This is a genomic window from Arthrobacter sp. 10T44 (genome assembly GCF_056393885.1).
In genome coordinates, this window is record NZ_JBFTGT010000002.1 from 146,733 (window position 1) to 171,721 (window position 24,989).

At 68.8% G+C, this 24,989-nt stretch carries 22 protein-coding genes and 2 tRNA genes; 20 read left to right on the top strand and 4 right to left on the bottom strand.

Going from position 1 to position 24,989, the window contains the following annotated elements:
- The first annotated feature begins 94 nt into the window (after nt 1-94).
- The 13 genes from obgE to AC1DBL_RS05265 all read left to right on the top strand — a co-directional run bounded on the left by obgE (nt 95) and on the right by AC1DBL_RS05265 (nt 11,669).
- The gene (gene obgE / locus AC1DBL_RS05205) at nt 95-1,684 is read left to right on the top strand and encodes a GTPase ObgE (protein ID WP_476925607.1); all 1,590 of its coding nucleotides are present in this window, start codon (nt 95-97) and stop codon (nt 1,682-1,684) included.
- Nucleotides 1,674-2,825, top strand: coding sequence for a glutamate 5-kinase (gene proB, locus AC1DBL_RS05210; RefSeq protein ID WP_476892672.1), 1,152 nt, complete (start codon nt 1,674-1,676; stop codon nt 2,823-2,825). Before obgE ends, proB begins: the two co-directional genes overlap by 11 nt.
- Before the next feature lie 26 nt (nt 2,826-2,851).
- Nucleotides 2,852-4,186 (top strand): glutamate-5-semialdehyde dehydrogenase, encoded by a 1,335-nt coding sequence (locus AC1DBL_RS05215; protein WP_476892384.1) that lies wholly within the window; start codon nt 2,852-2,854, stop codon nt 4,184-4,186.
- Between the two features lie 91 nt (nt 4,187-4,277).
- Complete coding sequence (locus tag AC1DBL_RS05220) at nt 4,278-4,511, top strand: hypothetical protein (protein ID WP_175320924.1); 234 nt, start codon at nt 4,278-4,280, stop codon at nt 4,509-4,511.
- Between the two features lie 13 nt (nt 4,512-4,524).
- The gene (nadD, locus tag AC1DBL_RS05225) at nt 4,525-5,196 is read left to right on the top strand and encodes a nicotinate-nucleotide adenylyltransferase (RefSeq protein ID WP_441417578.1); all 672 of its coding nucleotides are present in this window, start codon (nt 4,525-4,527) and stop codon (nt 5,194-5,196) included.
- 7 nt (nt 5,197-5,203) lie between these two features.
- A complete protein-coding gene (locus tag AC1DBL_RS05230) occupies nt 5,204-6,547 on the top strand; it encodes a hypothetical protein (RefSeq protein WP_476925608.1) in 1,344 nt (447 codons plus the stop codon).
- Nucleotides 6,548-6,672: 125 nt separating this feature from the next.
- Nucleotides 6,673-7,074, top strand: a complete 402-nt coding sequence (rsfS, locus tag AC1DBL_RS05235; protein ID WP_441417580.1) for a ribosome silencing factor — start codon at nt 6,673-6,675, stop codon at nt 7,072-7,074.
- A 118-nt stretch (nt 7,075-7,192) separates the two neighbouring features.
- Nucleotides 7,193-7,265 (top strand) — tRNA-Ala (locus AC1DBL_RS05240).
- A 187-nt stretch (nt 7,266-7,452) separates the two neighbouring features.
- Nucleotides 7,453-7,525, top strand: a tRNA-Ala gene (locus AC1DBL_RS05245).
- A 64-nt stretch (nt 7,526-7,589) separates the two neighbouring features.
- The gene (locus tag AC1DBL_RS05250) at nt 7,590-7,952 is read left to right on the top strand and encodes a zinc ribbon domain-containing protein YjdM (protein WP_476925609.1); all 363 of its coding nucleotides are present in this window, start codon (nt 7,590-7,592) and stop codon (nt 7,950-7,952) included.
- Nucleotides 7,953-8,020: 68 nt separating this feature from the next.
- On the top strand, nt 8,021-9,109 hold the full coding sequence (locus AC1DBL_RS05255; RefSeq protein WP_476925610.1) for an NAD(P)-binding domain-containing protein: 1,089 nt from the start codon (nt 8,021-8,023) through the stop codon (nt 9,107-9,109).
- 9 nt (nt 9,110-9,118) lie between these two features.
- Nucleotides 9,119-10,279 carry a class I SAM-dependent methyltransferase gene (locus tag AC1DBL_RS05260; protein ID WP_476925611.1) on the top strand — a complete coding sequence of 387 codons (1,161 nt, stop codon included), beginning with the start codon at nt 9,119-9,121 and terminating at the stop codon, nt 10,277-10,279.
- Nucleotides 10,280-10,415: 136 nt separating this feature from the next.
- Nucleotides 10,416-11,669 (top strand): ROK family transcriptional regulator, encoded by a 1,254-nt coding sequence (locus AC1DBL_RS05265; RefSeq protein ID WP_476925612.1) that lies wholly within the window; start codon nt 10,416-10,418, stop codon nt 11,667-11,669.
- Nucleotides 11,670-11,715: 46 nt separating this feature from the next.
- Here the strand turns inward: AC1DBL_RS05265 and AC1DBL_RS05270 are convergent, their stop codons facing one another.
- Nucleotides 11,716-11,913 carry a hypothetical protein gene (locus AC1DBL_RS05270; RefSeq protein WP_249777074.1) on the bottom strand — a complete coding sequence of 66 codons (198 nt, stop codon included), beginning with the start codon at nt 11,911-11,913 and terminating at the stop codon, nt 11,716-11,718.
- A gap of 459 nt (nt 11,914-12,372) precedes the next feature.
- Here AC1DBL_RS05270 and AC1DBL_RS05275 point away from each other — a divergent pair, with 459 nt between their 5' ends.
- The gene (locus tag AC1DBL_RS05275; protein ID WP_441417585.1) at nt 12,373-13,347 is read left to right on the top strand and encodes a methylenetetrahydrofolate reductase; all 975 of its coding nucleotides are present in this window, start codon (nt 12,373-12,375) and stop codon (nt 13,345-13,347) included.
- A 57-nt stretch (nt 13,348-13,404) separates the two neighbouring features.
- On the top strand, nt 13,405-15,747 hold the full coding sequence (metE, locus tag AC1DBL_RS05280; protein WP_476925613.1) for a 5-methyltetrahydropteroyltriglutamate--homocysteine S-methyltransferase: 2,343 nt from the start codon (nt 13,405-13,407) through the stop codon (nt 15,745-15,747).
- A 160-nt stretch (nt 15,748-15,907) separates the two neighbouring features.
- Here metE and AC1DBL_RS05285 read toward each other — a convergent pair whose 3' ends face one another.
- Nucleotides 15,908-16,414, bottom strand: coding sequence for a DUF2004 domain-containing protein (locus AC1DBL_RS05285; RefSeq protein WP_476925614.1), 507 nt, complete (start codon nt 16,412-16,414; stop codon nt 15,908-15,910).
- 99 nt (nt 16,415-16,513) lie between these two features.
- Between AC1DBL_RS05285 and AC1DBL_RS05290 the strand changes: the two genes are divergently transcribed.
- Nucleotides 16,514-17,947: an aldehyde dehydrogenase family protein gene (locus AC1DBL_RS05290; RefSeq protein ID WP_476925615.1), complete on the top strand. Its 1,434-nt coding sequence runs from the start codon at nt 16,514-16,516 to the stop codon at nt 17,945-17,947.
- 3 nt (nt 17,948-17,950) lie between these two features.
- Here the strand turns inward: AC1DBL_RS05290 and AC1DBL_RS05295 are convergent, their stop codons facing one another.
- Complete coding sequence (locus AC1DBL_RS05295) at nt 17,951-18,871, bottom strand: LysR family transcriptional regulator (RefSeq protein WP_441417589.1); 921 nt, start codon at nt 18,869-18,871, stop codon at nt 17,951-17,953.
- Nucleotides 18,872-19,043: 172 nt separating this feature from the next.
- On the opposite strand from AC1DBL_RS05295, the gene AC1DBL_RS05300 reads away from it, so the two are divergent.
- From AC1DBL_RS05300 to AC1DBL_RS05315, 4 genes are read left to right on the top strand one after another with little or no spacing between them, the layout of a single operon-like run.
- Entirely contained in the window at nt 19,044-20,420 is a 1,377-nt protein-coding gene (locus AC1DBL_RS05300; protein WP_476925616.1) for an NAD(P)/FAD-dependent oxidoreductase, read from the top strand.
- The gene (locus tag AC1DBL_RS05305; protein ID WP_476925617.1) at nt 20,417-21,148 is read left to right on the top strand and encodes a DUF1365 domain-containing protein; all 732 of its coding nucleotides are present in this window, start codon (nt 20,417-20,419) and stop codon (nt 21,146-21,148) included. The genes AC1DBL_RS05300 and AC1DBL_RS05305 overlap by 4 nt, the downstream gene beginning before the upstream one ends.
- Complete coding sequence (locus tag AC1DBL_RS05310; RefSeq protein ID WP_476925618.1) at nt 21,145-22,593, top strand: class I SAM-dependent methyltransferase; 1,449 nt, start codon at nt 21,145-21,147, stop codon at nt 22,591-22,593. Before AC1DBL_RS05305 ends, AC1DBL_RS05310 begins: the two co-directional genes overlap by 4 nt.
- On the top strand, nt 22,590-23,831 hold the full coding sequence (locus AC1DBL_RS05315; RefSeq protein ID WP_476908721.1) for a class I SAM-dependent methyltransferase: 1,242 nt from the start codon (nt 22,590-22,592) through the stop codon (nt 23,829-23,831). Before AC1DBL_RS05310 ends, AC1DBL_RS05315 begins: the two co-directional genes overlap by 4 nt.
- Before the next feature lie 19 nt (nt 23,832-23,850).
- Here AC1DBL_RS05315 and AC1DBL_RS05320 read toward each other — a convergent pair whose 3' ends face one another.
- Nucleotides 23,851-24,939: a chitinase gene (locus AC1DBL_RS05320; protein ID WP_476908722.1), complete on the bottom strand. Its 1,089-nt coding sequence runs from the start codon at nt 24,937-24,939 to the stop codon at nt 23,851-23,853.
- Nucleotides 24,940-24,989 lie beyond the last annotated feature (50 nt).

The window sequence follows — 24,989 nt, forward strand, 5'->3', positions numbered from 1 at the left end:
GCGGACCAGTAGGTCCGCTCCACCGGTGTTTTAACCGCATTACAATCATCTTGGGCCCCTTGCGGGCCCGAGGAACAGCACTGAGGAGATCCACGTGGCGAGCTTTGTAGACCGGGTAGTACTGCACGTATCCGGCGGTACCGGCGGCCATGGCTGTGTCTCCGTCCACCGCGAGAAGTTCAAGCCCCTCGGCGGTCCCGACGGCGGCAACGGCGGCAACGGCGGCGATGTCATCCTGCGCGTGGATCCCCAGACCACCACCCTGCTCGACTACCACCACGCCCCGCACCGGCACGCCACCAACGGCGGCCCCGGCATGGGTGACTGGCGCGGCGGCAAGAACGGCGAGACCCTGGTCCTGCCCGTACCCGAGGGCACGGTCGTCAAGAGCAAGGACGGCACCGTCCTGGCCGACATGGTGGGCGAAGGCACCGAGTACGTCGCCGCTGCCGGCGGCATCGGCGGCCTCGGCAACGCCTCGCTGTCCTCGCAGAAGCGCCGGGCCCCCGGCTTTGCGCTGCTGGGCATCGAGGGCGAATCCAGCGACATCGTCCTGGAGCTGAAGTCCATCGCGGACATCGCCCTGGTCGGCTTCCCGTCCGCCGGCAAGTCCAGCCTGATCGCCGCGATGTCCGCCGCGCGGCCCAAGATTGCCGACTACCCGTTCACCACCCTGATCCCCAACCTCGGCGTCGTCCAGGCCGGCGACGTGCGCTTCACCATCGCCGACGTCCCGGGCCTGATCGAAGGCGCCAGCGAAGGCAAGGGCCTGGGCCATCACTTCCTGCGCCACGTCGAACGCTGCGCCGCGCTCGTGCACGTGCTGGACTGCGGCACGCTGGAATGGGACCGTGACCCGCTCTCGGACCTCGCCGTGATCGAAGCCGAGCTCGAAAAGTACGCCGTGGACATGAGCTACGCCGGCACCGACGGTGAAGTCGTGCCGCTGAACCACCGCCCCCGCCTGATCGCCCTGAACAAGGTCGACCTGCCGGACGGCAAGGACATGGCCGAGTTCGTCCGCCCGGAACTCGAAAAGCGCGGCTACAAGGTCTTCGAAATCTCCGCCACGAGCCACGAGGGACTCCGCCAGCTGGGCTTCGCCATGGCCGAGATCGTCAAGGCCGCCCGCGACGCCGTGGCCGCCACGCCGCCGAAGGTCCAGGCCCCCGTGCTGCGCCCGCGCGCCGTCAACGAGAGCGGGTTCACGATCCGCCGCGAGGAAAAGAACCTGGAGCCGCTGTTCCGCGTGCTCGGCGAGAAGCCCGTGCGCTGGGTCAAGCAGACCGACTTCACCAACGAGGAAGCCATCGGCTACCTCGCTGACCGCCTCGCTAAGCTCGGCGTCGAGAACGAACTGTTCAAGCAGGGCGCCAAGCCCGGCGACATGGTGGTCATCGGCGAGGACGACGGCGTCGTCTTCGACTGGGAGCCGACCATGATGGCCGGCGCCGAACTGCTGGCCTCCCCGCGCGGCACCGACGTGCGCTTCGCGGACATCGGCGACCGCCCCACCCGTGGCCAGAAGCGCGACGAGCAGCAGGAACGCCGCGACGCGAAGGCCGCTGCCCGGGCCGAGCTGGAGGCCGAGCGCAAGGCCGGCATCTGGACCGAGTCGGTCAGTGCCCGCCGCGCCCCGCAGCCGCTCAAGGAGAGTGGACTCGGCGAAGCCGATGACGAGTAACGCCGTCGTCGTGCCCGGAGCGGCGGCGGTCCCCAGCCGCACCCTGCTCTCCGGCGCCCGCCGAATCGTGGTCAAGGTCGGGTCTTCCTCGCTGACGTCCATCAAGGGCGGCATCGCCGAGGAAGCCCTGAGCGACCTAGCCGACGCCCTCGCGCACAAGCGCAACGCGGGCACCGAGATCATCTTGGTCTCCTCCGGGGCGATCGCCGCCGGGTTGGCACCGCTGGGGCTCGAAAAACGCCCTCGGGACCTCGCCACCCAGCAGGCCGCCGCGAGCGTGGGCCAGGGCCTGTTGATGGCCCGCTACACCCACGCCTTCGGCGCACACGGCGTCACGGTGAGCCAGGTGCTGCTGACCGCGGACGATTTCATGCGCCGCAGCCAGCACACCAACGCCTTCCGCGCCCTGGACCGGCTGCTGAACCTTGGCGTCGTCCCCGTGGTCAACGAAAACGACACTGTCGCGACCCACGAGATCCGCTTCGGCGACAACGACCGGCTCGCGGCCCTCGTGGCCCACCTGGTCCGTGCCGACGCCCTCGTGCTCCTCTCCGACGTCGATTCGCTCTACGACGGGCCGCCCTCGCACGGCGCCAAGCGGATTGCCCACGTCTCCGGCCCGCACGACCTCGAAGGCATCTCGATCGGCAGCACCGGCAAGGCCGGAGTCGGCACCGGCGGAATGGTCACCAAGGTCGAGGCCGCATCCATCGCCGCCGGCTCCGGGATCAGCGCCCTTGTGACCTCCACCGCGAACGCCGCTGCCGCGCTGGCGGGGGAGGACGTGGGAACCTGGTTCTCCGTCAACGGCGCCCGCAAGCCAATCCGGCTGCTCTGGCTTGCCCACCTGGCATCCGTGCAAGGCACTTTGGTACTCGACGACGGCGCCGTCCGCGCCGTGCGCGACCGCCACACCTCGCTGCTGCCGGCCGGGATTACCGCCGTGCGCGGGGACTTCGAAGCCGGCGACGCCGTAGAGATGGTCGGCACCGACGGGACCGTGATCGCCCGCGGCCTGGTGAACTACGGGGCCGCCGAGCTGCCCCAGATGCTCGGCCGCTCCACCCGTGAACTCGGCAAGACGCTGGGCCGCGGCTATGACCGTGAAGTTGTTCATGTTGACGACCTGGTGCTGGTCTAAGCTGCCGCCTCGCCTAAACTTGGAGCATGACTGAGGCCCTGACTTCGCACCCCGACCTGCCGGTTCACGACGCGCCCTCCGGGGGCCTGCCGCCGGCCGCAACGGACGTCGAAGCCGCCGTGCACGCCGTCGCAGACCGCTCCCGGACCGCCTCCCGCCGGATGGCCCGCGCCAACCGGGCCTGGAAGGACCGGGGGCTGCGCGCCATCGGCGCCGCACTGCTGGAGCACAGGGACCGGATCCTGGCCGCCAACGCCACGGACGTCGCTGCCGGCCGGGCCAATGGCACCTCCGCGGCGCTGCTGGACCGCCTCACCCTCAACGAAACCCGGGTGCAGGGCCTGGCCGCCGCACTGGAAAACCTCGCCAACCTGCCCGACCCGGTAGGCAACGTGGTGCGCGGCCAAACCCTCCCGAACGGGTTGCGCCTGCGCCAGGTCAACGTGCCGATGGGCGTGGTTGCCGCGATCTACGAGGCGCGTCCCAACGTCACCGTGGACATTGCCGGACTGGCCCTCAAGAGCGGCAACGCCGTGATCCTGCGGGGCGGAAGTGCCGCCGCCGCCACCAACGAGGCCCTTGTCGGCATCCTCCGCGAGGCGCTGGAGTCCGTGGGCCTGCCGGCGGACGCCGTCCAGAGTGTTGACCAGTACGGCCGCGACGGCGCAAACGTCCTGATGCGTGCCCGCGGCCGTGTCGACGTGCTCATTCCCCGCGGCGGACGCGAGCTGATCCAGACCGTGGTGACGAACTCCTCGGTGCCGGTCATCGAAACCGGCGAAGGCAACGTGCACATCTTCCTCGACGCCTCCGCGGACGAGGAGATGGCCGTCGAGATCCTGCTCAACGCCAAGACCCAGCGGCCCAGCGTGTGCAACACCGTGGAGACGCTGCTGGTCCATTCCGCTTCCACCGTGCTGCCCGCCGTCGCCGCCGCCCTGCGCGCCGCCGGCGTGACTCTGCACACAGACGACCGGATCCGCGCCGCGCTCCCGGCCGCAGTGGAGTCCGTGCCGGCCACCGAGGTGGATTGGGCTACCGAATACATGGACCTGGACCTGGCGGTGGCCATGGTGGACAGCCTCGACGAGGCCGTGGAACACATCCGCACCTGGTCCACCGGGCATACCGAGGCGATCCTCACCAACGACCTCGCCAATGCCGAGCGCTTCATCGCGGAGGTGGACTCGGCTGCGGTAATCGTGAACGCCTCAACGCGGTTCACCGACGGCGGGGAGCTGGGCCTCGGCGCCGAAGTGGGCATTTCGACGCAAAAGCTGCATGCCCGCGGTCCGATGGGGCTGACCGAGCTCACCACCACGAAGTGGATCGTGCAGGGCGAAGGCCAGGTCCGGGCCTAGCAACGCGGTAACATGGAACAGAAGCCAGGAACGGCGGGGACCTCCGTCGTCGCAAAACCGCAATTAATTTGTGAAGTCACTAGGGGAGAACATGCTGTTGCAGCAGATCACCACGTCCATCGCCGCAGCCGTTGAACATGAGGAGCTCGCGCCGCTCATTGCGCCGCCGTTCGTCATTGGCGGCTCCATGTTCGTGATCCTGCTGGTCCTGATGTTCATCACGCTGTCCTACGGCAACCTCGGCAAGCGCCACGAAGCCGTCGAGGAGCACGCGGATCCGCACCGCCAGCACCCGAACAAGCACGACCACGGCCAGGGCCACTAATATTTCCGCCAAGGTGAAGCAGCACGGCGCGAAGCGCCGCCTGCGGCTGGGTGTGATGGGCGGCACGTTTGATCCGATCCATCATGGTCACCTCGTCGCGGCCAGTGAGGTCGCGGCGAAGTTCGGCCTCGACGAGGTGGTGTTCGTTCCCACCGGCCAGCCCTGGCAGAAGAGCAGCAAGAAGGTCAGCGAGGCCGAGCACCGGTACCTGATGACGGTCATCGCCACGGCCTCGAACCCCCGGTTCACGGTGAGCCGGGTCGACGTCGACCGCCCGGGTCCCACCTACACCATCGACACCCTGCGCGACCTGCGCACGCTGCGGCCGGACGCCGATCTGTTCTTCATCACCGGCGCGGACGCGCTGGCCCAGATCCTGTCCTGGAAAGACATTGACGAACTGTGGTCCTTGGCGCACTTCGTCGGTGTGACCCGCCCCGGACACGTGCTGGACGGCATGGGCCGCGATGATGTCAGCCTGCTCGAGGTCCCGGCCATGGCGATCTCCTCCACGGACTGCCGGGCACGCGTCGCCGCGGGAAACCCTGTCTGGTACCTCGTGCCGGACGGCGTGGTCCAGTACATCGCCAAGTACGACCTGTACGACGGCCAGCCCGATCCCGGGCCGGATTTCCGGGAATCCCGGGCTGCCCTCGAAATAAACCAAACCGCCAGCACCGAATGAGCCTTCAATGAGTCAGGAACAGCCTCCCATCCGCAGCCGCCGCGAATTGCGCCAGGCCAGGGATGAACGCCAGGAAGTGAACCCCGGCGCCGGTACCGCGGGTGCTGGCGCGGATCAGGCTGCCCGGAATCAGGACGGCGGGGGTTCCGGCTCCCGGCAGGCCGGCGCGGATCCCTCCTTCTCCGGACGTCCCGAGGAACCGACCGAGGCCGAGACCACGGGCCGCCGCCGCGTCCCAGGCCCGGTGGATTCCGTCCGGACTACTTCCGCCGCCGAACGGTCCTCCCAGATCCGCGCCCGCGACCGTGCCGCGCTGCGGACCATCAAGGAACTTGCGGAAAAAGAGGGGCAGCTGTCGCCCGGCGGTGCGCCCACGCGCCGCCAGCTCCGGCTCCAGCAGCTTGCCGAGGAGACCGCACCTGCCACCTCGGCCAATCCGATCGTGCCGATGCCCAGCCCGCGAACCCGCTCGCACCCGGCAGTGGGAGCGGCTGCCAAGCCGCCGGCCGGCGCGGAAACGTCCGCTGACGCGGTCCCGACGCCGGCGGAGGCTGCCGCCGCCCCGAACCAGGGCGACGGCGAGCCCGGTCCCGGCCGCGGCGGAAAGCTGCCGGACGGAATGAGCGTCGAGCAGGCCCTCGCCGCGCGCGAACTGCTCGCCGAGCAGGCCCGCAACCAGATGGCGAAGATGGAGCACATTGCCGCCACCGATCCGGACGCCGTCGATCCGGAGATTCTGGCCGAGCAGATTGCCCTCGCCGAGCGGGCGGCGGTGCTCAACCGTCGCGCGGCCGCGAAGCAAAAGCTGGCCGAGCAGAACAACCGGCCCGCCCAGCCGCGCAGCGAACAGCCTAAGAACGATCCCTCGACCGCCAGCAACCTCGCCATGGTGACGCCGCTGGAATTTGTCGAGGTCCCCGGCGTGGAGCGGCCAGTAATGAAGCGCCCTGCCACGTCGTATGTCCCGCTGGTCACCAACTCCAGCCCGAAGGTCCAGCCTCCACGCACCTCGCGCCGTCCCGGCCAGGCCCGCAAGCGGGATGCCGCTCCGGTCAACGGCCGCTCCGGTGTCCTGGCACGCGCGGAGGCGGCCGCGCAGGCCGCACAGGTCCGCCGCCCGGCTGCGGCAGCCGCCCCCGAAAATCCCAGTGCCCCGGCGGTGGAGGAAGATTTTGCGGCACGTCCGCCGGTCGCTGCCAACGCCGCCTACGGCCTCGATCCGCTCGACGCGGCCACGGCCGGATTGGGCCGGGCGCGGCGTCTGCGAGCCCTTCAGCTCGGCGTTCTGGCCCTCGGCGTGCTGGCGCTGATTGCCGGCATCATCCTGATCGTCACCGGACTGGCGCACTAGCCGCTCCGCCGCGGCGGCGCCGGGCTGCTTCGGTAGCCTTCCGGTCCCAGCAGCGGTTCCAGCACACAGCTTTTCATTCCAACAGCTTTCGACATTCAATGCTTTTACATTCAACAAGGAGTCCCGTGACTGCAACCGATTCATCCATCGCCACAGCCCGCCACGCAGCCCGTGCTGCCGCGGAAAAATTGGCCGAGGACATTGTGGCCCTCGACGTCAGCGAGCGGCTTGCCCTCGCCGACGTCTTCCTGATCGCCTCGGCACCGTCGGAGCGACAGGTCAACGCGATCGTCGACGGCATCGAGGATGAACTGTCCAAGTTCGACCTCAAGCCCGTGCGCCGCGAAGGACGCTCCGGCGGACGCTGGGTGCTGCTGGACTACGCCGACGTCGTCATCCACGTCCAGCACGAGGAAGACCGCGTGTTCTACGCCCTGGAGCGCCTCTGGAAGGACTGCCCCGTCGTGGACCTCCAGCTCGGTGACGACGCCTCGGCGAAGGCCACTGCCGCCACCGAATCCGAGTAGGCGGCGCGGCAGCCAGCAGCGCAAAACCCTGAATATGCCCGATTTGGAATTTTCAGAAGTGCTGATCTAAGATATTTGAGTTGCTTCGGAGAGAACGAAGTCGGAGCAGCGAAAATTCGGGGCTGTGGCGCAGCTGGTAGCGCACCTGCATGGCATGCAGGGGGTCAGGGGTTCGAGTCCCCTCAGCTCCACCGGATAATCCGCCGGAATCGAAAGATTCCGGCGGATTTTTTTGTGCCCGCTCCGCCCGGAGGCGTGCGGACAGCGGTCCGGCCCGACACGCCGCACGCCGATTAGCGTCGGCGGCAAATGTAGATTAAGCTAATCAGGTTGCTTGATCGAACCGGCTCTTTGAAGGTCCCGGTCAGCGGCAGTTTCGGGGCTGTGGCGCAGCTGGTAGCGCACCTGCATGGCATGCAGGGGGTCAGGGGTTCGAGTCCCCTCAGCTCCACCGAACGAGGTCCCGCTCTCTGAGCGGGGCCTCGCTTAGTTAACGCTCAATTAGGATGGGGACCGTGAACGACTCCCTGCCGCCGTGCCCCGAATGCTCCAGTACATACAGCTACGAGCTGGGTGCCCTGCTGGTCTGCCCCGAATGCGGCCATGAGTGGTCCGCTACTGCCGATGCGGCGGAGGCCGAAGCCGGTGCCCGGGCCGCGCGAGTCATCAAGGACGCGGTGGGCAACGTGCTGGCCGATGGTGACACCGTAACGGTCATCAAGGACCTGAAAATCAAGGGCAGCTCCACTGTCATCAAGGTCGGGACCAAAGTACGCGGAATCCGCCTCATGGACGGCGTTGGAGACCATGACATCGATTGCAAGGTCGACGGCGTCGGACCCATGCAACTCAAGTCCAGCGTCGTCAAGAAGAGCTAAGCGGGGGACCCGCCATTCCTGAACCGCGTCCGGGCCAACCGGAAGCGCCAGTAATCTCCGCCGACGTCGTGGTCATCGGTGCCGGCCAAGCGGGGCTGTCCGCCGCCTACCATCTGCAGCGCCGCGGCTTCGTCCCGGCCGGCGTCTCCGGCAACGCCGGTGCGGACAGCGCCGCCGACCCGCTGAGCTATGTGGTGCTCGACGCCGAGGACGGCCCCGGCGGCGCTTGGCGGCACCGTTGGAAAAGCCTGCTGATGGACACCGTAAACGGCATCAGCGACCTCCCCGGCATCGCGCAGCCGCAGGTGGACCCGCAGGAGCCCAGCTCGAGTTTCCTGAGCCGCTACTTCGGCGGCTACGAATCCCGGCTGGGCCTGGCCATAGAGCGGCCCGTGAAGGTCCACGCCGTCACCCGCGAGGACAGCAACCCGGCCGGACGCCTGCGCATTAAGACCTCCCGCGGCGCCTGGTCCGCCCGGGCCCTGATCAACGCCACCGGCACCTGGACGCGCCCGTTCTGGCCCATTTATCCGGGCCAAGCCAGTTTCCGCGGCAGGCAGCTGCACGTCGCGGACTACGTGGCTGCGGAGGAATTCCGCGGCCAGCACGTGATCGTGGTGGGCGGCGGCATTTCCGCCGTCGGACTGCTCGACGAGATCTCCAAGGTCACCGGCACCACCTGGTTCACCCGGCGGGAGCCGGTCTGGCGCGACGCCGCCTTCGACCGGCAGGCAGGCCACGACGCCGTCGCCCTGGTCGAGGAGAGGGTCCGGCAGGGGCTGCCGCCGCAGAGCGTCGTCGCCGCGACCGGACTGATCTGGACACCGGCCCTGCGCGCCGCCGCGGACCGCGGCGTGCTCAAGCGACACCCCATGTTCACCGGCATTGAACCCGGGGGAGTGCGGATGGCGGACGGCAGCTTCCGGTCCGCCGACGTCATCCTCTGGGCAACGGGCTTCCGCGCCGAGCTGGAACATCTCGCGCCCCTGCACCTGCGCGGACCCGGCGGCGGCATCGCGATGGACGGCACCCGGGTCGCCGCGGAGCCCCGGGTGCACCTCGTCGGCTACGGGCCGTCGTCCTCCACCATCGGGGCCAACCGCGCCGGCCGGGCCGCCGTGGCAGGGATCGTCAAACTGCTGGCCGGTTCGGGATAACGTAAAGCGGTGCCCGTTACCAACAATCTTGAATCCCTCTTCCCCCGGCTCCGGAGGTTCCCCGACGTCGAGGCCGCCAACCTGCAGGCCTGGGACGCCACCGACCGTTTGTTGCTGGACACCGCCGCCGAACTGCGGGCCGCCGGCCAGGTGGCATCCGGCGGCAGGATCGCCGTCGTGGGGGACCGCTACGGTGCACTGACCCTCGGTGTGCTCGCGCTGGGGTGGCACGACGCCGGCCCGGTCCGGGTGCACGAAGACCTGATCACGGGCGAACGCGCGCTGCGGCATAACGCCGCCGCCACGGGGCTCACCGAGGGGTTCGAGCAGCTCCCGCTGGTCGACGCCGTGGAGGGCGCCGCCCTGGTCCTGCTCCAGCTGCCGCGGTCCCTGGCCGAGCTGGAGGAGATCGCCGACGCCGTCGCGCGGTACGCCGCACCCGGGGTGGTGCTGCTCGCCGGCGGCCGGGTCAAGCACATGAGCCTGGGCATGAACGCTGTGCTGGAGCGCTACTTCGGGGAGGTGCAGCCGCAGCTGGCGCGGCAAAAATCACGGATCCTGCTGGCCCGGGCCGCGAAAGCAATGGACGGGCCACCGCCGTTCCCCGTCTCTGAGCGGAACACCGGGCTGGAGCTCACGGTCTGCGCCCGCGGCGCCGTGTTCGCCGGCACCGGGCTGGACATCGGAACCCGCTTCCTGCTGGATTTCCTGCCGGAGATCCCCGGCGTCCGGCACGCCGTCGACCTCGGCTGCGGCACCGGCATCCTGGCCGCACTGTACGCCCGCAGCCATCCGGAGGCCCGGGTCACCGCCACCGACCGGTCCGCGGCGGCCGTCGATTCCGCCCGGGCGACGGCCCGCGCCAACGGCCTGGACCGCCGGATCGAGGTCCTGCAGGACGACGCCATGAGCACCCTGCCGGACGGATGCGCCGAGCTGGTCCTGCTCAACCCGCCCTTCCATCTCGGCGCCGCGGTGCACGCCGGAGCCGGGATCAAACTGATCGAAGCCGCGGCCCGGGTCCTGGCCCCCGGCGGTGAACTCTGGACGGTGTTCAACAGCCATCTTCACTACCAGCCCGCGCTGGAACGGCTGGTCGGCCGTACCCGGGAGGTGGGCCGCAATCCGAAATTTACCGTCACCGCGAGTGTCCGCAGGCCACGACCGTAGGAGCCCGCGCCGGTAATGGTAGGCCGTTCGGGCGAAATCTGACCGACTGTGACGGCCGAAGGTGGGGGCGTGGGGCCGCGGGTAACGTACGATTCTGACATCAGCAGTGCTTGGCCGAAGACGTTTAGAGGTATCAGTGACTGAGATCCGAACACCCTCGCCGCGGCGCGGAACGAACCTCCCCCGGATGGGGGATTTCAACCTCACGGTTATCCTGGATGCGATCCGGCGCGCCCCGGGCGGCCTTAGCCGGGTGGAACTCGCGCAGCTCGTCGGACTCTCGCCGCAGACCATCTCCAACATCTCCCGCCGGCTGCTGGACCAGAACCTGATCGTCGAGGCGGGCAAGGAGGGTACCGGTCCCGGAAAGCCGCGGACCATGCTCCGGCTTAATCCGGGCGGAATGTACGCCGTCGGCGTCCACCTCGATCCCGCCGTGCTGACGTTCGTGCTGCTGGACCTCGTCGGCGCCGTGGTGAAGCACTCCCGGATCAAGACACCCTCTGGCGCGGATCCGGGGTCCATCATCGACACCATTGCCGCCGAGATCAAGCAGCTGATCGAGGACTCCGGGGTGGACCGGGCCAAGGTCGCCGGGCTGGGCATCGCCTCGCCGGGGCCGATCGACCTCGAGGAAGGCGCCGTGGTGGACCCGCCGCTGCTGCCGGGCTGGGAACGCGTGCCGCTGCGCGACCGGCTCGCTGAAGCCACCGGGCTGTCCACGCTCCTGGACAAGGACGTCACCAGCGCCGCCGTGGCCGAAACCTGGGCCGGCGGCCCCAGTGGCGCCGGCAGCTTCGTCTTTATGTACATGGGCACCGGAATCGGCTGCGGGGTGGTCCTCAACGACGAGGTCATCCGCGGGACCTCCGGCAACGCCGGCGAAATCGGGCATATCATCGTCGACCCCGAGGGCCCGCTGTGCGACTGCGGGCAGCACGGCTGCGTGAAGTCCTCCGCCATCCCCCAGGTCCTCGTGGCCCAGGCCGAGGCGGCCGGCGTGCTGGACGGCGCACTCGCGGACCGGAGCGCTCCGGCGGTGCAGGAACGCTTCGCGGAACTCTGCGCACTGGCCTACGGCGGGAACGAGGAGGCCCAGGGCATCCTGCGGAGGTCCGCCGTGCTGGTGGGACGGGCCATCTCGGCCGTCACCAACGCCCTGGACGTGGACCGCGTCGTCTTTGGCGGCCCGTTCTGGACCTGCCTCGCGCCGGCCTACCTGGAGCTGATCCCGGGACTCGTCGGGGACAACAGCGCCACCCGGAAGATCCATGGGATCGAGGTCGTCGGCACCGGCGTGGGTGAGGATGTGGGCGCCGTCGGCGCCGCCTGCCTGGTCCTGGAGCACACCCTGGCCCCGCGCTCCCAGCGCCTCCTGCTGGAGGGGTAGCCGGGAGCCGTCCGGGTGCCTTGCCGTCAGCCGGGAACCGGAGCCGTCAGTCGATGTCCTCGATGACGGTCCCGAACGGGATGGTGTCATCAAGATGCGCCTGGTGGTCGTGCGGGTGCACCACCACCCGGACCCCGTGCAACTTGTCAGCCGCCGACTGCATCAGGATCGGGCGGACGGTGTTGATGACGCTCTCGCTCTTGCCGGCGAGATACTCCTGGTAACTGGCTGGAAGCTGGATCATGCCCTCAGGATAGACCTGCGCCGCGGACATGGGGAGGGCCGATAGGGCCCCGGTTCCGGGACAACGTCAGCCCACATAATCGGCCTGATCGGCGAAGAATCTTCCGTGGGAGGCTTCGCGAAGGCGTAAAGTCGCGTCTTAATTCGGCGGAGAACTTGAATGCCCTTCCCAGGCACCTTAGAGTCGTAGACAAGTTACCGCGGTAACGTGTCAGCGATCCTCCGCTGCGGGCCGGCTCTTGGAAGAATTCCATGCGAATTATTCACGGGCGGCCTAGGAGGGTGTGGGTGCCCCCATGTGGGCCTGACATTTGCTCACGGACAACTTCGTATCAGGCGTAACAGTCGCGGCTGCGTCCTGCTGAAGTTTCCTCCGTGTTCCCCAAACTCAACTCATTGGCGGCAGCGCCGGCCGGACTCCGGCCCAGCTGGCACCAATGGCCCACAGCCAAGGACGCAAATGTCTCCACCAAGCCTTATTGACGCACATCCAAATCTCGCCGGTGCGGCCCCCGTCGCCCTGTCCTACGAACTCTTCCCGCCACGTTCGCCAGCGGCTGCTGAGTCGCTCTGGACCACCATCGGGGAACTGGAAGCCACCAGCCCCGACTACGTGTCCGTCACCTACGGCGCGAGCGGCTCAAACCGGAACACCGCCGTCGAACTCATCAACCGCCTGGTGCAGGAAACCACGCTGCGCCCGCTGGCGCACCTGACCTGCGTAGGCAACACCCCCCAGGAGCTGGCCGAAATCATCGGCGAACTGCTCGACGTCGGCGTGCGCGGCATTCTCGCCCTGCGCGGCGACCAGCCCAGGGACGGCGGCGCCCCGGCCGATGGCTCGCTGCGCTACGCCCAGGACCTGATCGAGCTCATCCGCCGCGTCGAGCAGCGACGCTCGGCTCTGCTCTGCGCCGGCAAGGTGGCGGTCGGCGTCGCGGCCTACCCCACGCGGCACCCCGAATCCCCGAGTGAGGCGCACGACGTCGAGGTGCTGCTGGCCAAGCAGCGCTCCGGCGCGGACTTCGCCATCACCCAGGTCTTCTTCCACACCGAGCAGTACGCCCAGCTGCTGTCCCGGGCACGCCGGGCCGGCGTCACCATCCCGATCGTCCCCGGGGTCATGCCGCTGACCAGCATCCGGCGGCTCACCCGGCTGGGCGAACTGACCGGCGTCGAACCGGCGCCGGAGCTGATTGAGCGGCTGGCAGCCGCCGATACCGACGCCGAACGCAACCGGATCGGGGTCAGCGCCACCGTGGACCTGGCCAACGCGGCCCTGGACGCCGGCGCCCCGGGCCTGCACCTGTACACGTTCAACGAGCACGCCAGTGCCCTCGAGGTGCTGGACAAGCTCGCGCTTCCCCGCCCGCGAAGCGGCAACCGGCACAGTAGCCACCAACGCCCGGCTGGCCGCCGCCAGCTCGCCAGCTGACGGCGCCGGTAGACACAACTTTCCTCTGCACCGCACCACCAACTCTTAGGACTTCCCATGACTGACCACAACACCGCTGTCCCCACCCCGTTCCCGGCAGCCTCGATCCTGGGCTACCCGCGCATCGGCCGCCGCCGCGAGCTCAAGAAGGCCGTCGAGGCCTACTGGGCCGGCAAGATCGACGCCGCCGCCCTGGACGCCGCCGCCAAGGAGATCCAGCTGGGCACCGCCAAGCGCCTCCAGGGCCTCGGCCTGACCGAAGCCGCCGCCGTCCCCGGCACTTTCTCCTACTATGACCAGGTGCTCGACGCCGCCGCCCACCTCGGCGCCGTGCCGGCCCGCTTCGGAAACCTCCTCGACGCCGAGGGCCAGCTGGACATCGACGGCTACTTCACCCTGGCCCGCGGCACCAAGGACCAGCAGCCGCTGGAAATGACCAAGTGGTTCGACACCAACTACCACTACCTCGTCCCGGAAATCGGCCCCGAGACCAGCTTCGCGCTGACGTCCAACCGGATCGTCGAAGAATTCGAATACGCCCTGGCCAACGGGGTGCAGACCCGCCCGTACATCGTCGGCCCGGTCACCTTCCTGCTGCTGAGCAAGGCCTCCGACGACGCCCCGGCCGGGTTCAACCCGCTGTCCCGCCTCGAGGACGTCCTCCCCGTCTACACCGCACTGCTGGAAAAGCTCGCCGCGGCCGGCGCCAACTGGGTCCAGCTCGACGAGCCCGCCCTCGTGGTGGACCAGGACACCCCCGCCGACGAGATCCAGGCCGCCGTCGCCCGCTCCTACGAGGTGCTCGCCGCCGCCGCGGACCGTCCGCAGCTGTTCGTCTCCACCCCCTACGGTGCGCTCAACGGCCAGCTCGGCACCCTCGCGGCGACCGGCATCGATGCCCTGCACCTGGACGTCTTCAAGGGCGACGTCCCGTCCGCCGCCGCCCTGGCCGCGCTGGGCGACAAGACCCTCGTGGCCGGCGTCGTGGACGGCCACAATATCTGGCGCAATGAACTGTCGGCCTCGGCCGCGAAGATCGCCGAGCTGCAGAAGTCGGTGGCGAAGCTCGCCATCAGCACCTCCACGTCCACCCAGCACGTCCCGCACGACGTCGACGAGGAAGTCCAGCTCTCCGCGCAGCTGCGCAGCTGGCTGGCCTTCGCCGACCAGAAGGCCACCGAGGTCGTCACCCTCGCCGGGCTGCTGAGCGATGCCGACGCCGTCCGCCCGGCCATCGAGGAGGCCACCCGCATCATCGCCTCCCGCGCCGAGGCCGAGGGTGTCCGCCGTGCCGAGGTCCGTGCCCGCACCGCTGCCCTGACCGACGCGGACTTCAGCCGCTCCGCCTACGCGATCCGCGAAGCCGCGCAGACCGAGGCGCTGCACCTGCCGCCGCTGCCCACCACCACCATCGGCTCCTTCCCGCAGACCTCCGAGATCCGCACCGCCCGGGCCCGCGCCAACAAGGGCGAGCTCAGCACCGAACAGTACGAGCAGCTCATGAAGGATGAGATCAAGCGCGTCGTGGAGCTGCAGGAGGGGCTCGGCTTCGACGTCCTGGTCCACGGCGAACCCGAGCGCAACGACATGGTGCAGTACTTCGCGGAGAACCTCGAAGGCTTCGACGTCACCGTGCACGGCTGGGTTCAGTCCTACGGCTCGCGCTGCACCCGCCCGTCCATCCTCTGGGGCGACGTCACCCGCAGCGCCCCGATCACGGTGGAATGGGCCCGCTACGCGCAGTCGCTGACCAGCAAGCCGATGAAGGGCATGCTCACCGGGCCGGTCACCATCCTCGCCTGGTCCTTCGTCCGCGACGACCAGCCCCTCGGCGAGACCGCCAACCAGGTGGCCCTCGCGCTCCGCGACGAGATCGCGGACCTGGAAGCGGCCGGTATCAAGGTCATCCAGGTCGACGAGCCGGCCCTGCGCGAGCTCCTGCCGCTGCGCAAGGCGGACCAGGCCGCTTACCTGGACTGGTCCGTGAAGTCCTTCCGCCTCGCCACCGCCGGCGCCGCGGACGCCACCCAGGTCCACACGCACCTGTGCTACTCCGAGTTCGGCGCCATCATCGAAGCGATCGACGGCCTGGACGCCGACGTGACCTCGATCGAGGCCGCCCGCTCCCGCATGGAGGTTGTGCACGACCTCGAATCGCACGGCTTCGGCCGCGGCGTGGGCCCGGGCGTCTACGACATCCACTCGCCGCGCGTCCCGGGCGAGCAGGAAGTCACCGAACTGCTCAGCACCGCGGTCAAGCACGTCCCGTCCCGCCAGCTCTGGGTCAACCCGGACTGCGGCCTGAAGACCCGCGGCTACGCCGAGACCGAGGAGTCGCTGCGCAACCTGGTCACGGCCACCAGGACGGTCCGCGCGGAAGTGCTCGAAGCGGCCAAGTAGCACGCAGCTGGCCCGGCGGTCGCTGAACGGTCGGCGGCTTAACCGACGACGGCGGCCGGTCACCTTCCTAGGTGGCCGGCCGCCGTCGTACGTTTGTCCCATCGGCTGCTGAGCAGGGGCCCCTGTCAGCGCTCAGAAGGGCCGCTGCGGAACAATAGATTCAGGATTCCCAGAGGATCTCGTCGTCAACCACGCCGTCCTCGTCCGCGGAGGCCACCAGTACCTCGTCGGAGAAGTGCGCGCCCAAGGTGAAGTCGAGGACGAAGTAGCGCTCCGGCTGGCCCGGGTAGATGCCGACATGGCCGAGCTTCAGGGCCTTGAGGAAGACCTGGTTGGTCAGCTCTGACTTGTCCGTGACGCCGAAGACCTGCTGCAGGTGCTCGGGCTTGATGGCGTTGCAGTGGAAGCGGAGGTATTCCTGCGGGCTGGTGCCTTCCTGCTCCAACTCCTCGGCAATCATTTCGCGGACCTGGTCCACAAGCTCGGGCAGGAAGCGCAGCCGGTAGTCAACCTTGTGCATGGCCGCCTCGTCGAAATGGTCATGCGCGTTGACATTCAGGTCAAGCTCCAGGGGCTGGCCGGCAAGTTCGTGCTTCGCAGCGAAATTATGGTCACGCCCGTGGTTGAGCTCGATCTCTCCAAAGTGCTGGCTCGCTACCTTGCTCATGTCTTCAACATAGTCCTGAATACTGGTCCGTTCCAGCATTGGCCGGCATTTATCCGATACCGCCCCTGAACTCCGGCAGGGGAACGGTACATTGATCGGATGCAAACAGTTGCCGCCACCGTCGCCCGCGCCCGAGATTTTTTTGACAGCGGAACCACCCGCCCGCTGGCGTGGCGGCTGGAGCAGCTCGGCAACCTGCGGCGGATGCTCATCGAGCGGCGCCGGGAGTTTGCCGCCGCACTGGCCCGCGACCTGGGCAAACACGAAACCGAGGCGCAGCTAACGGAAATCGGGTTTGTCACGGCGGAAGCCGCGCACCTGGAGAAGCACCTCGAAGCCTGGCTGCGGCGGCGGCCGGTGTCCGTCCCGCTGGCGGTCCAGCCGGCGAAGGCCTGGACCGAACTCACCCCGCTGGGCGTGGTCCTGGTGATCGGCCCATGGAACTATCCGCTGCAGCTGCTGCTCGCCCCGCTGGCCGGCGCCCTGGCCGCGGGCAACGCCGTGGTGCTCAAGCCCAGTGAGCACGCCCCCGCCACCTCCGCCGCCCTGGCCCGCTGGATTCCGGAATACCTGCCCGGCGCGGCCCAGGTGGTCGAGGGCGGCATCCCCGAGACCACGGCGCTGCTGGCGGAGCGCTTCGACCACATCTTCTTCACCGGGGGCGAGGCCGCGGCCAAGGTGGTGCTCCGCGCCGCAGCCGAGCACCTGACGCCGGTGACCCTGGAACTGGGCGGCAAGTCCCCGGTGTATGTGGATGCCTCCACGGACCTGGCCGGCGCCGCCAAACGGATCGCCTGGGGCAGGTTCATGAATGCCGGGCAGACGTGTGTCGCTCCCGACTACATTCTGGCCACGGAGGACGTCCTGGTGCCGCTGGAACGCGAGCTGGTCAAGGCCATCAAGGCGCTGTTCGGCACGGATTCCGCGCGGAGCGAGTCCTACGGCCGGATCGTCAACGACCGGCACTTTGCCCGGCTCGCCGCGCTCGCGGACAGCAGCACGGTGGTCCACGGCGGTGAGCGCGACGCCGGCAGTCGGCACTTCGCTCCGACGCTGCTGCGCCCGGCGCCCGGGGATGCCGCGATGGGGGAGGAGATCTTCGGCCCGTTGTTGCCGCTGGTGCCGGTCAGCGGCCGGGACGAGGCGATTCGGACGATCAACGCCGGAGCCAAGCCGCTGGCCCTGTATGTGTTCAGCAACGACGCCGACACGCGCCGGGCGTTCGCCGAACAGACCTCCTCGGGGGCGCTGTGCTTCGACGTGCCGGCCGCGCACCTGACCGTTCCCGGGCTGCCCTTCGGCGGGGTGGGCGGCAGCGGCATGGGCGCCTACCACGGCGAACACTCGCTGCGGACGTTCTCGCACGAGCGCTCCACGCTCTCCAAACCGCTCTGGCCGGACACCCTGGCGCTGATCTATCCGCCGTACACAAGGGCGAAGCACCGGATCATCAGCACGCTCGTGGCGCCGGCCGGGAAGACCGGAAAGTCCCGGAAGTCCCGGAAGCCGGCGGAGAAGCCGGGCCGGTCCTAGCGCTCAGTCCCGGCGCGTGGTTCCGAGTTTGTGGAGCGTGTCGGCCAGCAGTTCCACGAACAGCTGGACCTGGGCCGTCTGCTTCTCCTTGGGCAGCAGCGCGAAGACGTTGCGGGCCAGCCGGATCTCGGGGACATCCAGCACCACCACGCCGGCCGGCCGGTGCAGCAAGGCCAGCTCGGGGACCAAGGCCGCGCCCAGGCCGGCAGCGGCCATTTCCAGGCTGGCGTGGAAATCGTCGCTGTAGGCCACTACGCGCGGGTGCAGGTTGCAGCTGGCGAAGAGCCGTTCGATCACTGTGGCGTCGGAGGTGCCGGGGTGGTGCATGATCCAGGGCATGTCGGAAAGGTGGTCGGCCGCCACCTTGGATTCGGGGCCGATGCCCCAGGCCGCGGGCAGCACCACCCGGAAGTCGTCGTCGCCGATCCACTGCCGGTTCACCGTATGCGGCCAGGCGAGGCCGGACTGGCCCACCTGGTAGACCAGCGCGACGTCGAGCTCGCCGCCGGTGCGCAGCCCCTGGATGGTCTGGCCCGGCTCGGCCACGGAGACCCGCAGTTCGATGCCCAGCTTCTTCCACGCCGGATTCTGCAGGATCCGGGGGAGGACGTACGTGGCCAGGCTGGGGAAGATGCCGAGCCGGAGTTCCTGGCTGGCACTGTCGTGGGTCCGGGCCGCCGCCGCCATCAGCGCGTCGATGTCGGTGAGGACCTTGGCCGCATGCCGGGTCATCACGACAGCGGCCTCCGTCGGGTTGATGCTGCGAGCCGAGCGCTGAAACAGGGCCACCCCGGTGTCCCGCTCCAGGGCTGACATCTGCTGCGACACCGCCGAGGCGGTGTAGCCCAGCCGCGTGGCGGCCGCCGCGAACGAGCCCAGCCGGACCACTTCCACGAGCGTTCGGAGGTGCACGGGGTTGATCAAGGGCGGCCCTTCGGTGGTTACGGTGAGGCGGGAGCGAAATCCCGCTTCATTCTGGCACATTGGTGTGCAGGCGGCCGCTGGGAAATCGGACTCATCCGGCCGCCCCGCGGTTACGAATTGCCCATAAGACGGTCCACCAGGACGATTCAGGCGAAGCAACAGGAGCAGACCAGTGCAGCAAGCATCAAGCATCCCGGACGGACGGCGCGTCGCCGTGATCGGAAGCGGGGTGGCCGGACTGACCGCCGCCTACGTCCTGAACCGGCGCGACCACGTGACGGTGTTCGAAGCGGATGCACGGCTTGGGGGCCACGCCCACACGCACGACGTCGGCCAGGCCGACGGCTCCGTCCTGGGGATCGACACCGGCTTCATCGTCCACAACAACCGGACCTACCCCACCCTGCTGCGGCTGTTCAAGGAACTGGGCGTGCAGACCCAGGAATCGGAAATGAGCATGTCCATCCGCTGCGACGGCTGCGGACTGGAATACGCGGGCGCCCGGGGCGGCGCGCGGGGCATCATCCCGAGGCCCTCCACCCTGCTGCGCGGCCGCTACCTGCTGATGCTGCTGGAGGTCACCCGCTTCTACCGCCGGGCCCGGGCCCTGCTGGCCGAGGCCGACGCCGCCACCGGCACCGGCACGGCTGCGCCCGAGCTGACCCTCGGCGAGTTCCTGGACCGGGAGAAGTTCAGCAGCTACTTCGTCGTCCACTTCATGACCCCCGTGGTCAGCGCAGTGTGGTCGTGCGACCCCACCACCGCCCTGGCCTACCCGGCCCGCTACCTCTTCACCTTCCTCGGCCACCACGGGCTGCTCGGGGTGAAGGGCTCCCCGCAATGGCGCACGGTCACCGGCGGCTCGCGCAGCTACGTGGATAAAGTCGCCGCGACTCTGCCGGACATCCGCCTCTCCAGCCCGGTCACACGGGTCCGCCGCCACGCCGGCGGGGTGGAAGTCACCACCGGGGAGAGCACCGAGCAGTTCGACGCCGTCGTGATCGCCACCCATCCGGCGCAGGCGCTGCGGATGCTCGAGGACGCCACTGCCGCCGAGCGCGAAGCCCTGGCCGGCATGCCCTACTCGGTCAACCACACGGTCTTCCACCGCGACGACGCCGTGCTGCCCGCCAGCGACAATGCCAAGGCGTCCTGGAACTACCGGCTGCCCTCGTGCGACGCCCGCCCCGACAGGGTCCTGGTCAGCTACGACATGACCCGCCTGCAGCGTCTGGAACCGGCGGACGGTAAGCGTTACATCGTCAGCCTGGGCGAGTCGGAGCTGATTGGAGACGGCACCGTCCTGGAGCGGATGGTCTACGAACACCCGCAGTACACGCCGGATTCACTGCGCGCCCAGCAGCAGATCCTGGGCCTTGGCGACGGCAGCCTGGCGTTCGCCGGCGCCTACCACGGCTGGGGCTTCCATGAGGACGGCGCCCTCTCCGGCGTCCGCGCCGCAGGGAAGCTGGGACGCGAGTGGGAACCCGCCGGTGTTGCCGAAGTGAAGGCGGCTTCCTTGCAGGCGGCTGCCCAGGAGGGTGCATGAGCAGTCAGGCAGCCATTTACCGCACGTCGATCGCGCACGTGCGCCGCACCCCGCTGCACAATGCCTTCACTTACCGCAGCTACAGCTGGTATGTCGACGTCGATTCCCTCCCCAGCCTGCCGCGCTGGCTCGCCCCGCTGGCCGGCTTCTGCGTTACCGACCACCTCGGTGACCCGGACGGAACGCTGCGCGGCAACGTCGAACGTTATCTCGCCACCCAGAACATTGAGCTCGATGGCGGGCGGATCACCATGCTGGCCAGCGCGCGCGTCTTCGGCCACGTCTTCAACCCGCTCAGCCTGTTCTGGTGCCACGACGCCGCGGGGGAGCTGCGCTGCGTCGTCGCCGAGGTCCACAACACGTACGGGGAACGGCACTGCTACCTGCTGGAGACCGACGACGCCGGACGGGCCACCGTACCCAAGGCGTTCTACGTCTCGCCGTTCAACGACGTCGACGGCCAGTACCGGATGAAGCTGCCGGAACCCGCCGAGCGGCTCGCCGTCTCGATCGTCCTGGAGCGGGACGGGCAGAAGCCGTTCGTCGCGACCGTGGACGGCAGCCGCCGCGACGCCACCGTGCCGAACATCCTGGCCGCGGCGCTCGCCGTCCCGCTGGCGCCGCTGCGGGTGGCCGCGCAGATCCGCTGGCAGGGAATCAAGCTTTGGGCACGTCGGTTGCCCATCATCAAAAGACCACACCACCCCTCACAGGAGGCAGTCCAGTGACCATGACCGAAGCGACCGGGTCCCAGCCTGCGCAGACGAACACTACGCAGGCGAACACGGCGCAGACGAAGACATCCGCGAACCCGTCGGTGCCCTACACGGTTCCGCAGCCGCCGGCGGCTATCGACGCCACGATCTGGCCCAGCATCGCGGCCGTGCCCTCCAGCCTCAAGGCCCGGCTGGCGGGGAAGGCCGCCGATGCGATCTTCCGTGCCGCGGTGCGCCGCCTCCCGCTGGAGGTGCGCTACCCCGACGGTTCCGTCCTCGGGAGGGCGGCATCCGGCCAGGCCGGGCCGGGCCAGTCCTTCCCGGTGATGACGATGAACCGTCCGGAGGCATTCGCTGCCCGGCTCGGCGACGGCGGACTGATCGGCCTTGGTGAGTCCTACATGGCCGGGGACTGGGACGCGGACGACCTGACCGCCGTGATGGAGGTCTTCGCGGCCCGGGTGGGAACACTCGTACCTGAGCCGTTGCAGAAGCTCCGCGGCCTGTACCTGCCCCGGACGCCGCGCACCGAGCGGAACACGGAGCAGAACACCCGCTCCAACATCTCCCGGCACTACGACCTGTCCAACGAGCTCTTTGCCACGTTCCTGGACAGCACCATGACCTACTCCAGCGCCCTCTTCCCGGAGAGCGGCGACGCGTTGCGGAATGTTGCCTGGGACGGCCTGGCCGCCGCGCAGCAGGCGAAGATCGACCGGCTGCTGGACAAGGCCGGTGTCACGGAGGGAACCCGCGTGCTGGAAATCGGCACCGGCTGGGGTGAACTTGCCCTCCGGGCCGCGGCCCGCGGGGCGACGGTCTACTCCGTGACCCTCTCCAGCGAGCAGCAGGAACTGGCGCGGCAGCGCGTGGCCGAAGCAGGCTACGCCGACGCCGTCACGATCGAGCTCAAGGATTACCGCGCCGTGGAAGGCGAGTACGACGCCGTCGTCTCCGTGGAGATGATCGAGGCGGTCGGCTACGAGTACTGGGCCACCTACTTCCAGACGATCGAGCGCGTGCTGGCCCCCGGCGGCAAGGTCGCCATCCAGGCCATCACTATCGGCCACGACCGGTTGATCGCCACCCGGACCAGCTACACCTGGGTGCACAAGTACATCTTCCCGGGCGGCGTCATTCCCTCGGTCCGGGCGATCGAGGAGATCACCGAGAAGCAGACCGGGCTCCGGGTCCGCGAACGACTCGCCATGGGCGAACACTACGCCCAGACCCTGCGGCTCTGGGAGGAACGCTTCATGGCCCGCGCGGAGGACGTCCGCGCCCTCGGGTTCGACGAAATCTTCCAGCGGATGTGGCTGTTCTACCTGTGCTACTCCCGCGCCGGCTTTGAGACCGGTTACCTGGACGTGCAGCAGATCGTGCTGGACAAGGTTTCCAGCAAGACTGCCGCCGGTAAGGCAGCGGCCAAGGTTTCCAGCGAGCGGACCGCAGGATGACGGCGGCGCTTGCAACCATGATCGCTGACGTCCTTCGCCCGGTGGTCGGCGGTGAACTCCCCGTCCGGCTCGTCGTGTGGGACGGCAGCGAGGCTGGTCCGGCCGGGGCTCCGGTGGTGCGGCTCAACTCCCCGGATGCCATCCGCCGGCTGCTCTGGGCGCCGGGGGAGCTGGGTGCCGCGCAGGCTTACGTCACCGGGGAACTCGACGTCGACGGCGACCTGAACTCGGCGCTTGAGCACCTCTGGAAGGTGGTCCGGGACCGCGGCCTGTCCGGCGTCCGGCCCACCCCGTCCATTCTGGCCGGCGTCGGCCGGATCGCTAAGGCTGCCGGCGCCTTGGGCGCGCCGCCCGAACCGCCGGCCAGCCAGGCCCGGGTGAAGGGCCGGCTGCACAGCCTGATCCGTGACCGCGCCGCCATCAGCCACCACTACGACCTCAGCAACGACTTTTACGCGCTGATCCTGGACCCGCAGATGGCGTATTCCAGCGGCTACTGGATGGATTCCCGCGGGAACGCCGCCCCAGGGTATGGGCTCGAGGACGCCCAGCGGGACAAGCTGGATCTGGTCTGCCGCAAGATCGGGCTGAAGCCGGGGATGCGGCTGCTCGATATCGGCTGCGGCTGGGGATCGCTGAGCCTGCATGCGGCGCAGCACTACGGCGTCGACGTCGTCGGTGTCACCCTGTCGGTCGAGCAGAAGGCGTTCATCGACGCGCGGATCAAGGAGCGAGGGCTGGAGGGCCGGGCAGACATCCGGGTGCAGGACTACCGCGAGATCCCGGACGGCCCGTTCGACGCCGTGGCATCGCTCGAGATGGGCGAGCACGTGGGGCAGCGTAACTACCCCATCTACGCCGCCGCACTTTTCAACAACGTGGTCCCCGGCGGCCGCGTCCTGGTGCAGCAGATGTCCCGTCGCGGCAAGCATCCCGGGGGAGGGCCGTTCATCGAGTCGTTCATCGCCCCGGACATGCACATGCGCCCGGTCGGGGAGACGCTGGGGTTCCTGGAGGGCGCCGGTCTTGAGGTCGAGGCCGTTGAGGCGATGCGCCGCGACTACGTCCGCACTCTTGAGGCCTGGCACGCGCGGTTCGAGCAGAACTACGACGCCGCCGTCGCGATGATGGGTGAGGAGATTGCCCGGGTATGGCGGCTGTACTTGGTGGGCGCACTGCGCAGCTTCGCGGAGGGCCGGATGGGCGTGGAACAGATCCTCTGCAGCCGGCCGGAGTAACAGTTCCGGAAGCTCCACCCTAGAAGGACTTGGCCAGCAGCTTCGCGAACATCCCGGGCGCCTGCTGCACGCCGCTGCAGTTGCTGGAGGCGCTGCTGCCTTCTTCGGGCCGGCTGGCGGAAGTGCAGGCGATGTCCCGGTTCAGCGACCACATGGACATCCGCCCGATGCCGCGTTCCGCGGCGAAGCTGTTCAGGCCTTCGGCGTCCGCGAGGGTGAAGACCTGGCCTTTCACATCGTTCACCCCGATCATCGGGGTGAGCCCGATCCGCTGCCACAACGCCGCATCGTCGAGCGGCTTGCCGGCTTGCTTGTACAGTGCACCCAGAGTCTGGTGGGTAGCCTCGGCAGCGCTTTTTGCCGCGGCGAGCATCGTCTGGCCAGGCGCGAGCGGTTCAAAGTCCATCACCATGATGTTGACGCCGGCGAGTTCGACTCCGGCGTCCAGCATGGCTGTCACGGACTTTTCGCCATCCGTCGTCAGGCCCTGCATCGACACGGGAAGGGTCAGCCAGACCTTCAACGGGTTGACGGCAGGACTGTCGGCCTGAAGCTTCGCGGCGGCCGCGGCACGTCGTGTTGCCGCGGCCTGATCGCTCAAGCCCGCGCCTTCTATGTCGAAGTCCAGGGTGTCGAGTCCGTACTTGGTGATGACCGCCGCGTAGGCCTTCACCAGCGCGGCGAGGTCGGTGCAGGTTTCGGCGAGCTCCTTGCCGAGCTGTCCTCCGAAAGAGACAGCTATGTCATTGCCGGCCTTGCGGAATGATTTGATCTGGTCGTCCACGCTCAGCTTGGCGCCGGCCTGGTCAAGCGTGTGTACGCCGTCCCAGGAGGGTTGGCAGGTATTTTTCGGATGTGCGCCAACAAAGGACAGGACCGTGGTGGCGGCTCCGTGAAGTGCCGTGTCCTGTAGGCGCAGGCTCGGGAGGAGCGTGACGTCGAGGTAGCCGCCGAACCACTGAGGGGCCGGCGCGGACTGGCTCCTGCGCGGCTCCTGTCCGTAGTTGGTCGGCGGTGCCGGAGAACAAGCGGCAACCGCCAACACTACGGCGGAGGTGGCGAGGACCCCGCTCCGGTTGCGGGAGCGGGGCCTATTCCGTCTTTGCATGAATGCTTCCTCCGTCCGCCACGAGGGCCGTCCCTTTCTTCGCCACGGAT

Bases quoted from the DNA above. Each gene is read 5' to 3' on its own strand.
- proB (WP_476892672.1), top strand. From the start codon at position 1,674: ATGACGAGTAACGCCGTCGTCGTGCCCGGAGCGGCGGCGGTCCCCAGC.
- AC1DBL_RS05215 (WP_476892384.1), top strand. From the start codon at position 2,852: ATGACTGAGGCCCTGACTTCGCACCCCGACCTGCCGGTTCACGACGCG.
- AC1DBL_RS05220 (WP_175320924.1), top strand. From the start codon at position 4,278: ATGCTGTTGCAGCAGATCACCACGTCCATCGCCGCAGCCGTTGAACAT.
- AC1DBL_RS05230 (WP_476925608.1), top strand. From the start codon at position 5,204: ATGAGTCAGGAACAGCCTCCCATCCGCAGCCGCCGCGAATTGCGCCAG.
- AC1DBL_RS05270 (WP_249777074.1), bottom strand. From the start codon at position 11,913: ATGATCCAGCTTCCAGCCAGTTACCAGGAGTATCTCGCCGGCAAGAGC.
- AC1DBL_RS05275 (WP_441417585.1), top strand. From the start codon at position 12,373: ATGTCTCCACCAAGCCTTATTGACGCACATCCAAATCTCGCCGGTGCG.
- metE (WP_476925613.1), top strand. From the start codon at position 13,405: ATGACTGACCACAACACCGCTGTCCCCACCCCGTTCCCGGCAGCCTCG.
- AC1DBL_RS05285 (WP_476925614.1), bottom strand. From the start codon at position 16,414: ATGAGCAAGGTAGCGAGCCAGCACTTTGGAGAGATCGAGCTCAACCAC.
- AC1DBL_RS05290 (WP_476925615.1), top strand. From the start codon at position 16,514: ATGCAAACAGTTGCCGCCACCGTCGCCCGCGCCCGAGATTTTTTTGAC.
- AC1DBL_RS05305 (WP_476925617.1), top strand. From the start codon at position 20,417: ATGAGCAGTCAGGCAGCCATTTACCGCACGTCGATCGCGCACGTGCGC.
- AC1DBL_RS05315 (WP_476908721.1), top strand. From the start codon at position 22,590: ATGACGGCGGCGCTTGCAACCATGATCGCTGACGTCCTTCGCCCGGTG.
- AC1DBL_RS05320 (WP_476908722.1), bottom strand. From the start codon at position 24,939: ATGCAAAGACGGAATAGGCCCCGCTCCCGCAACCGGAGCGGGGTCCTC.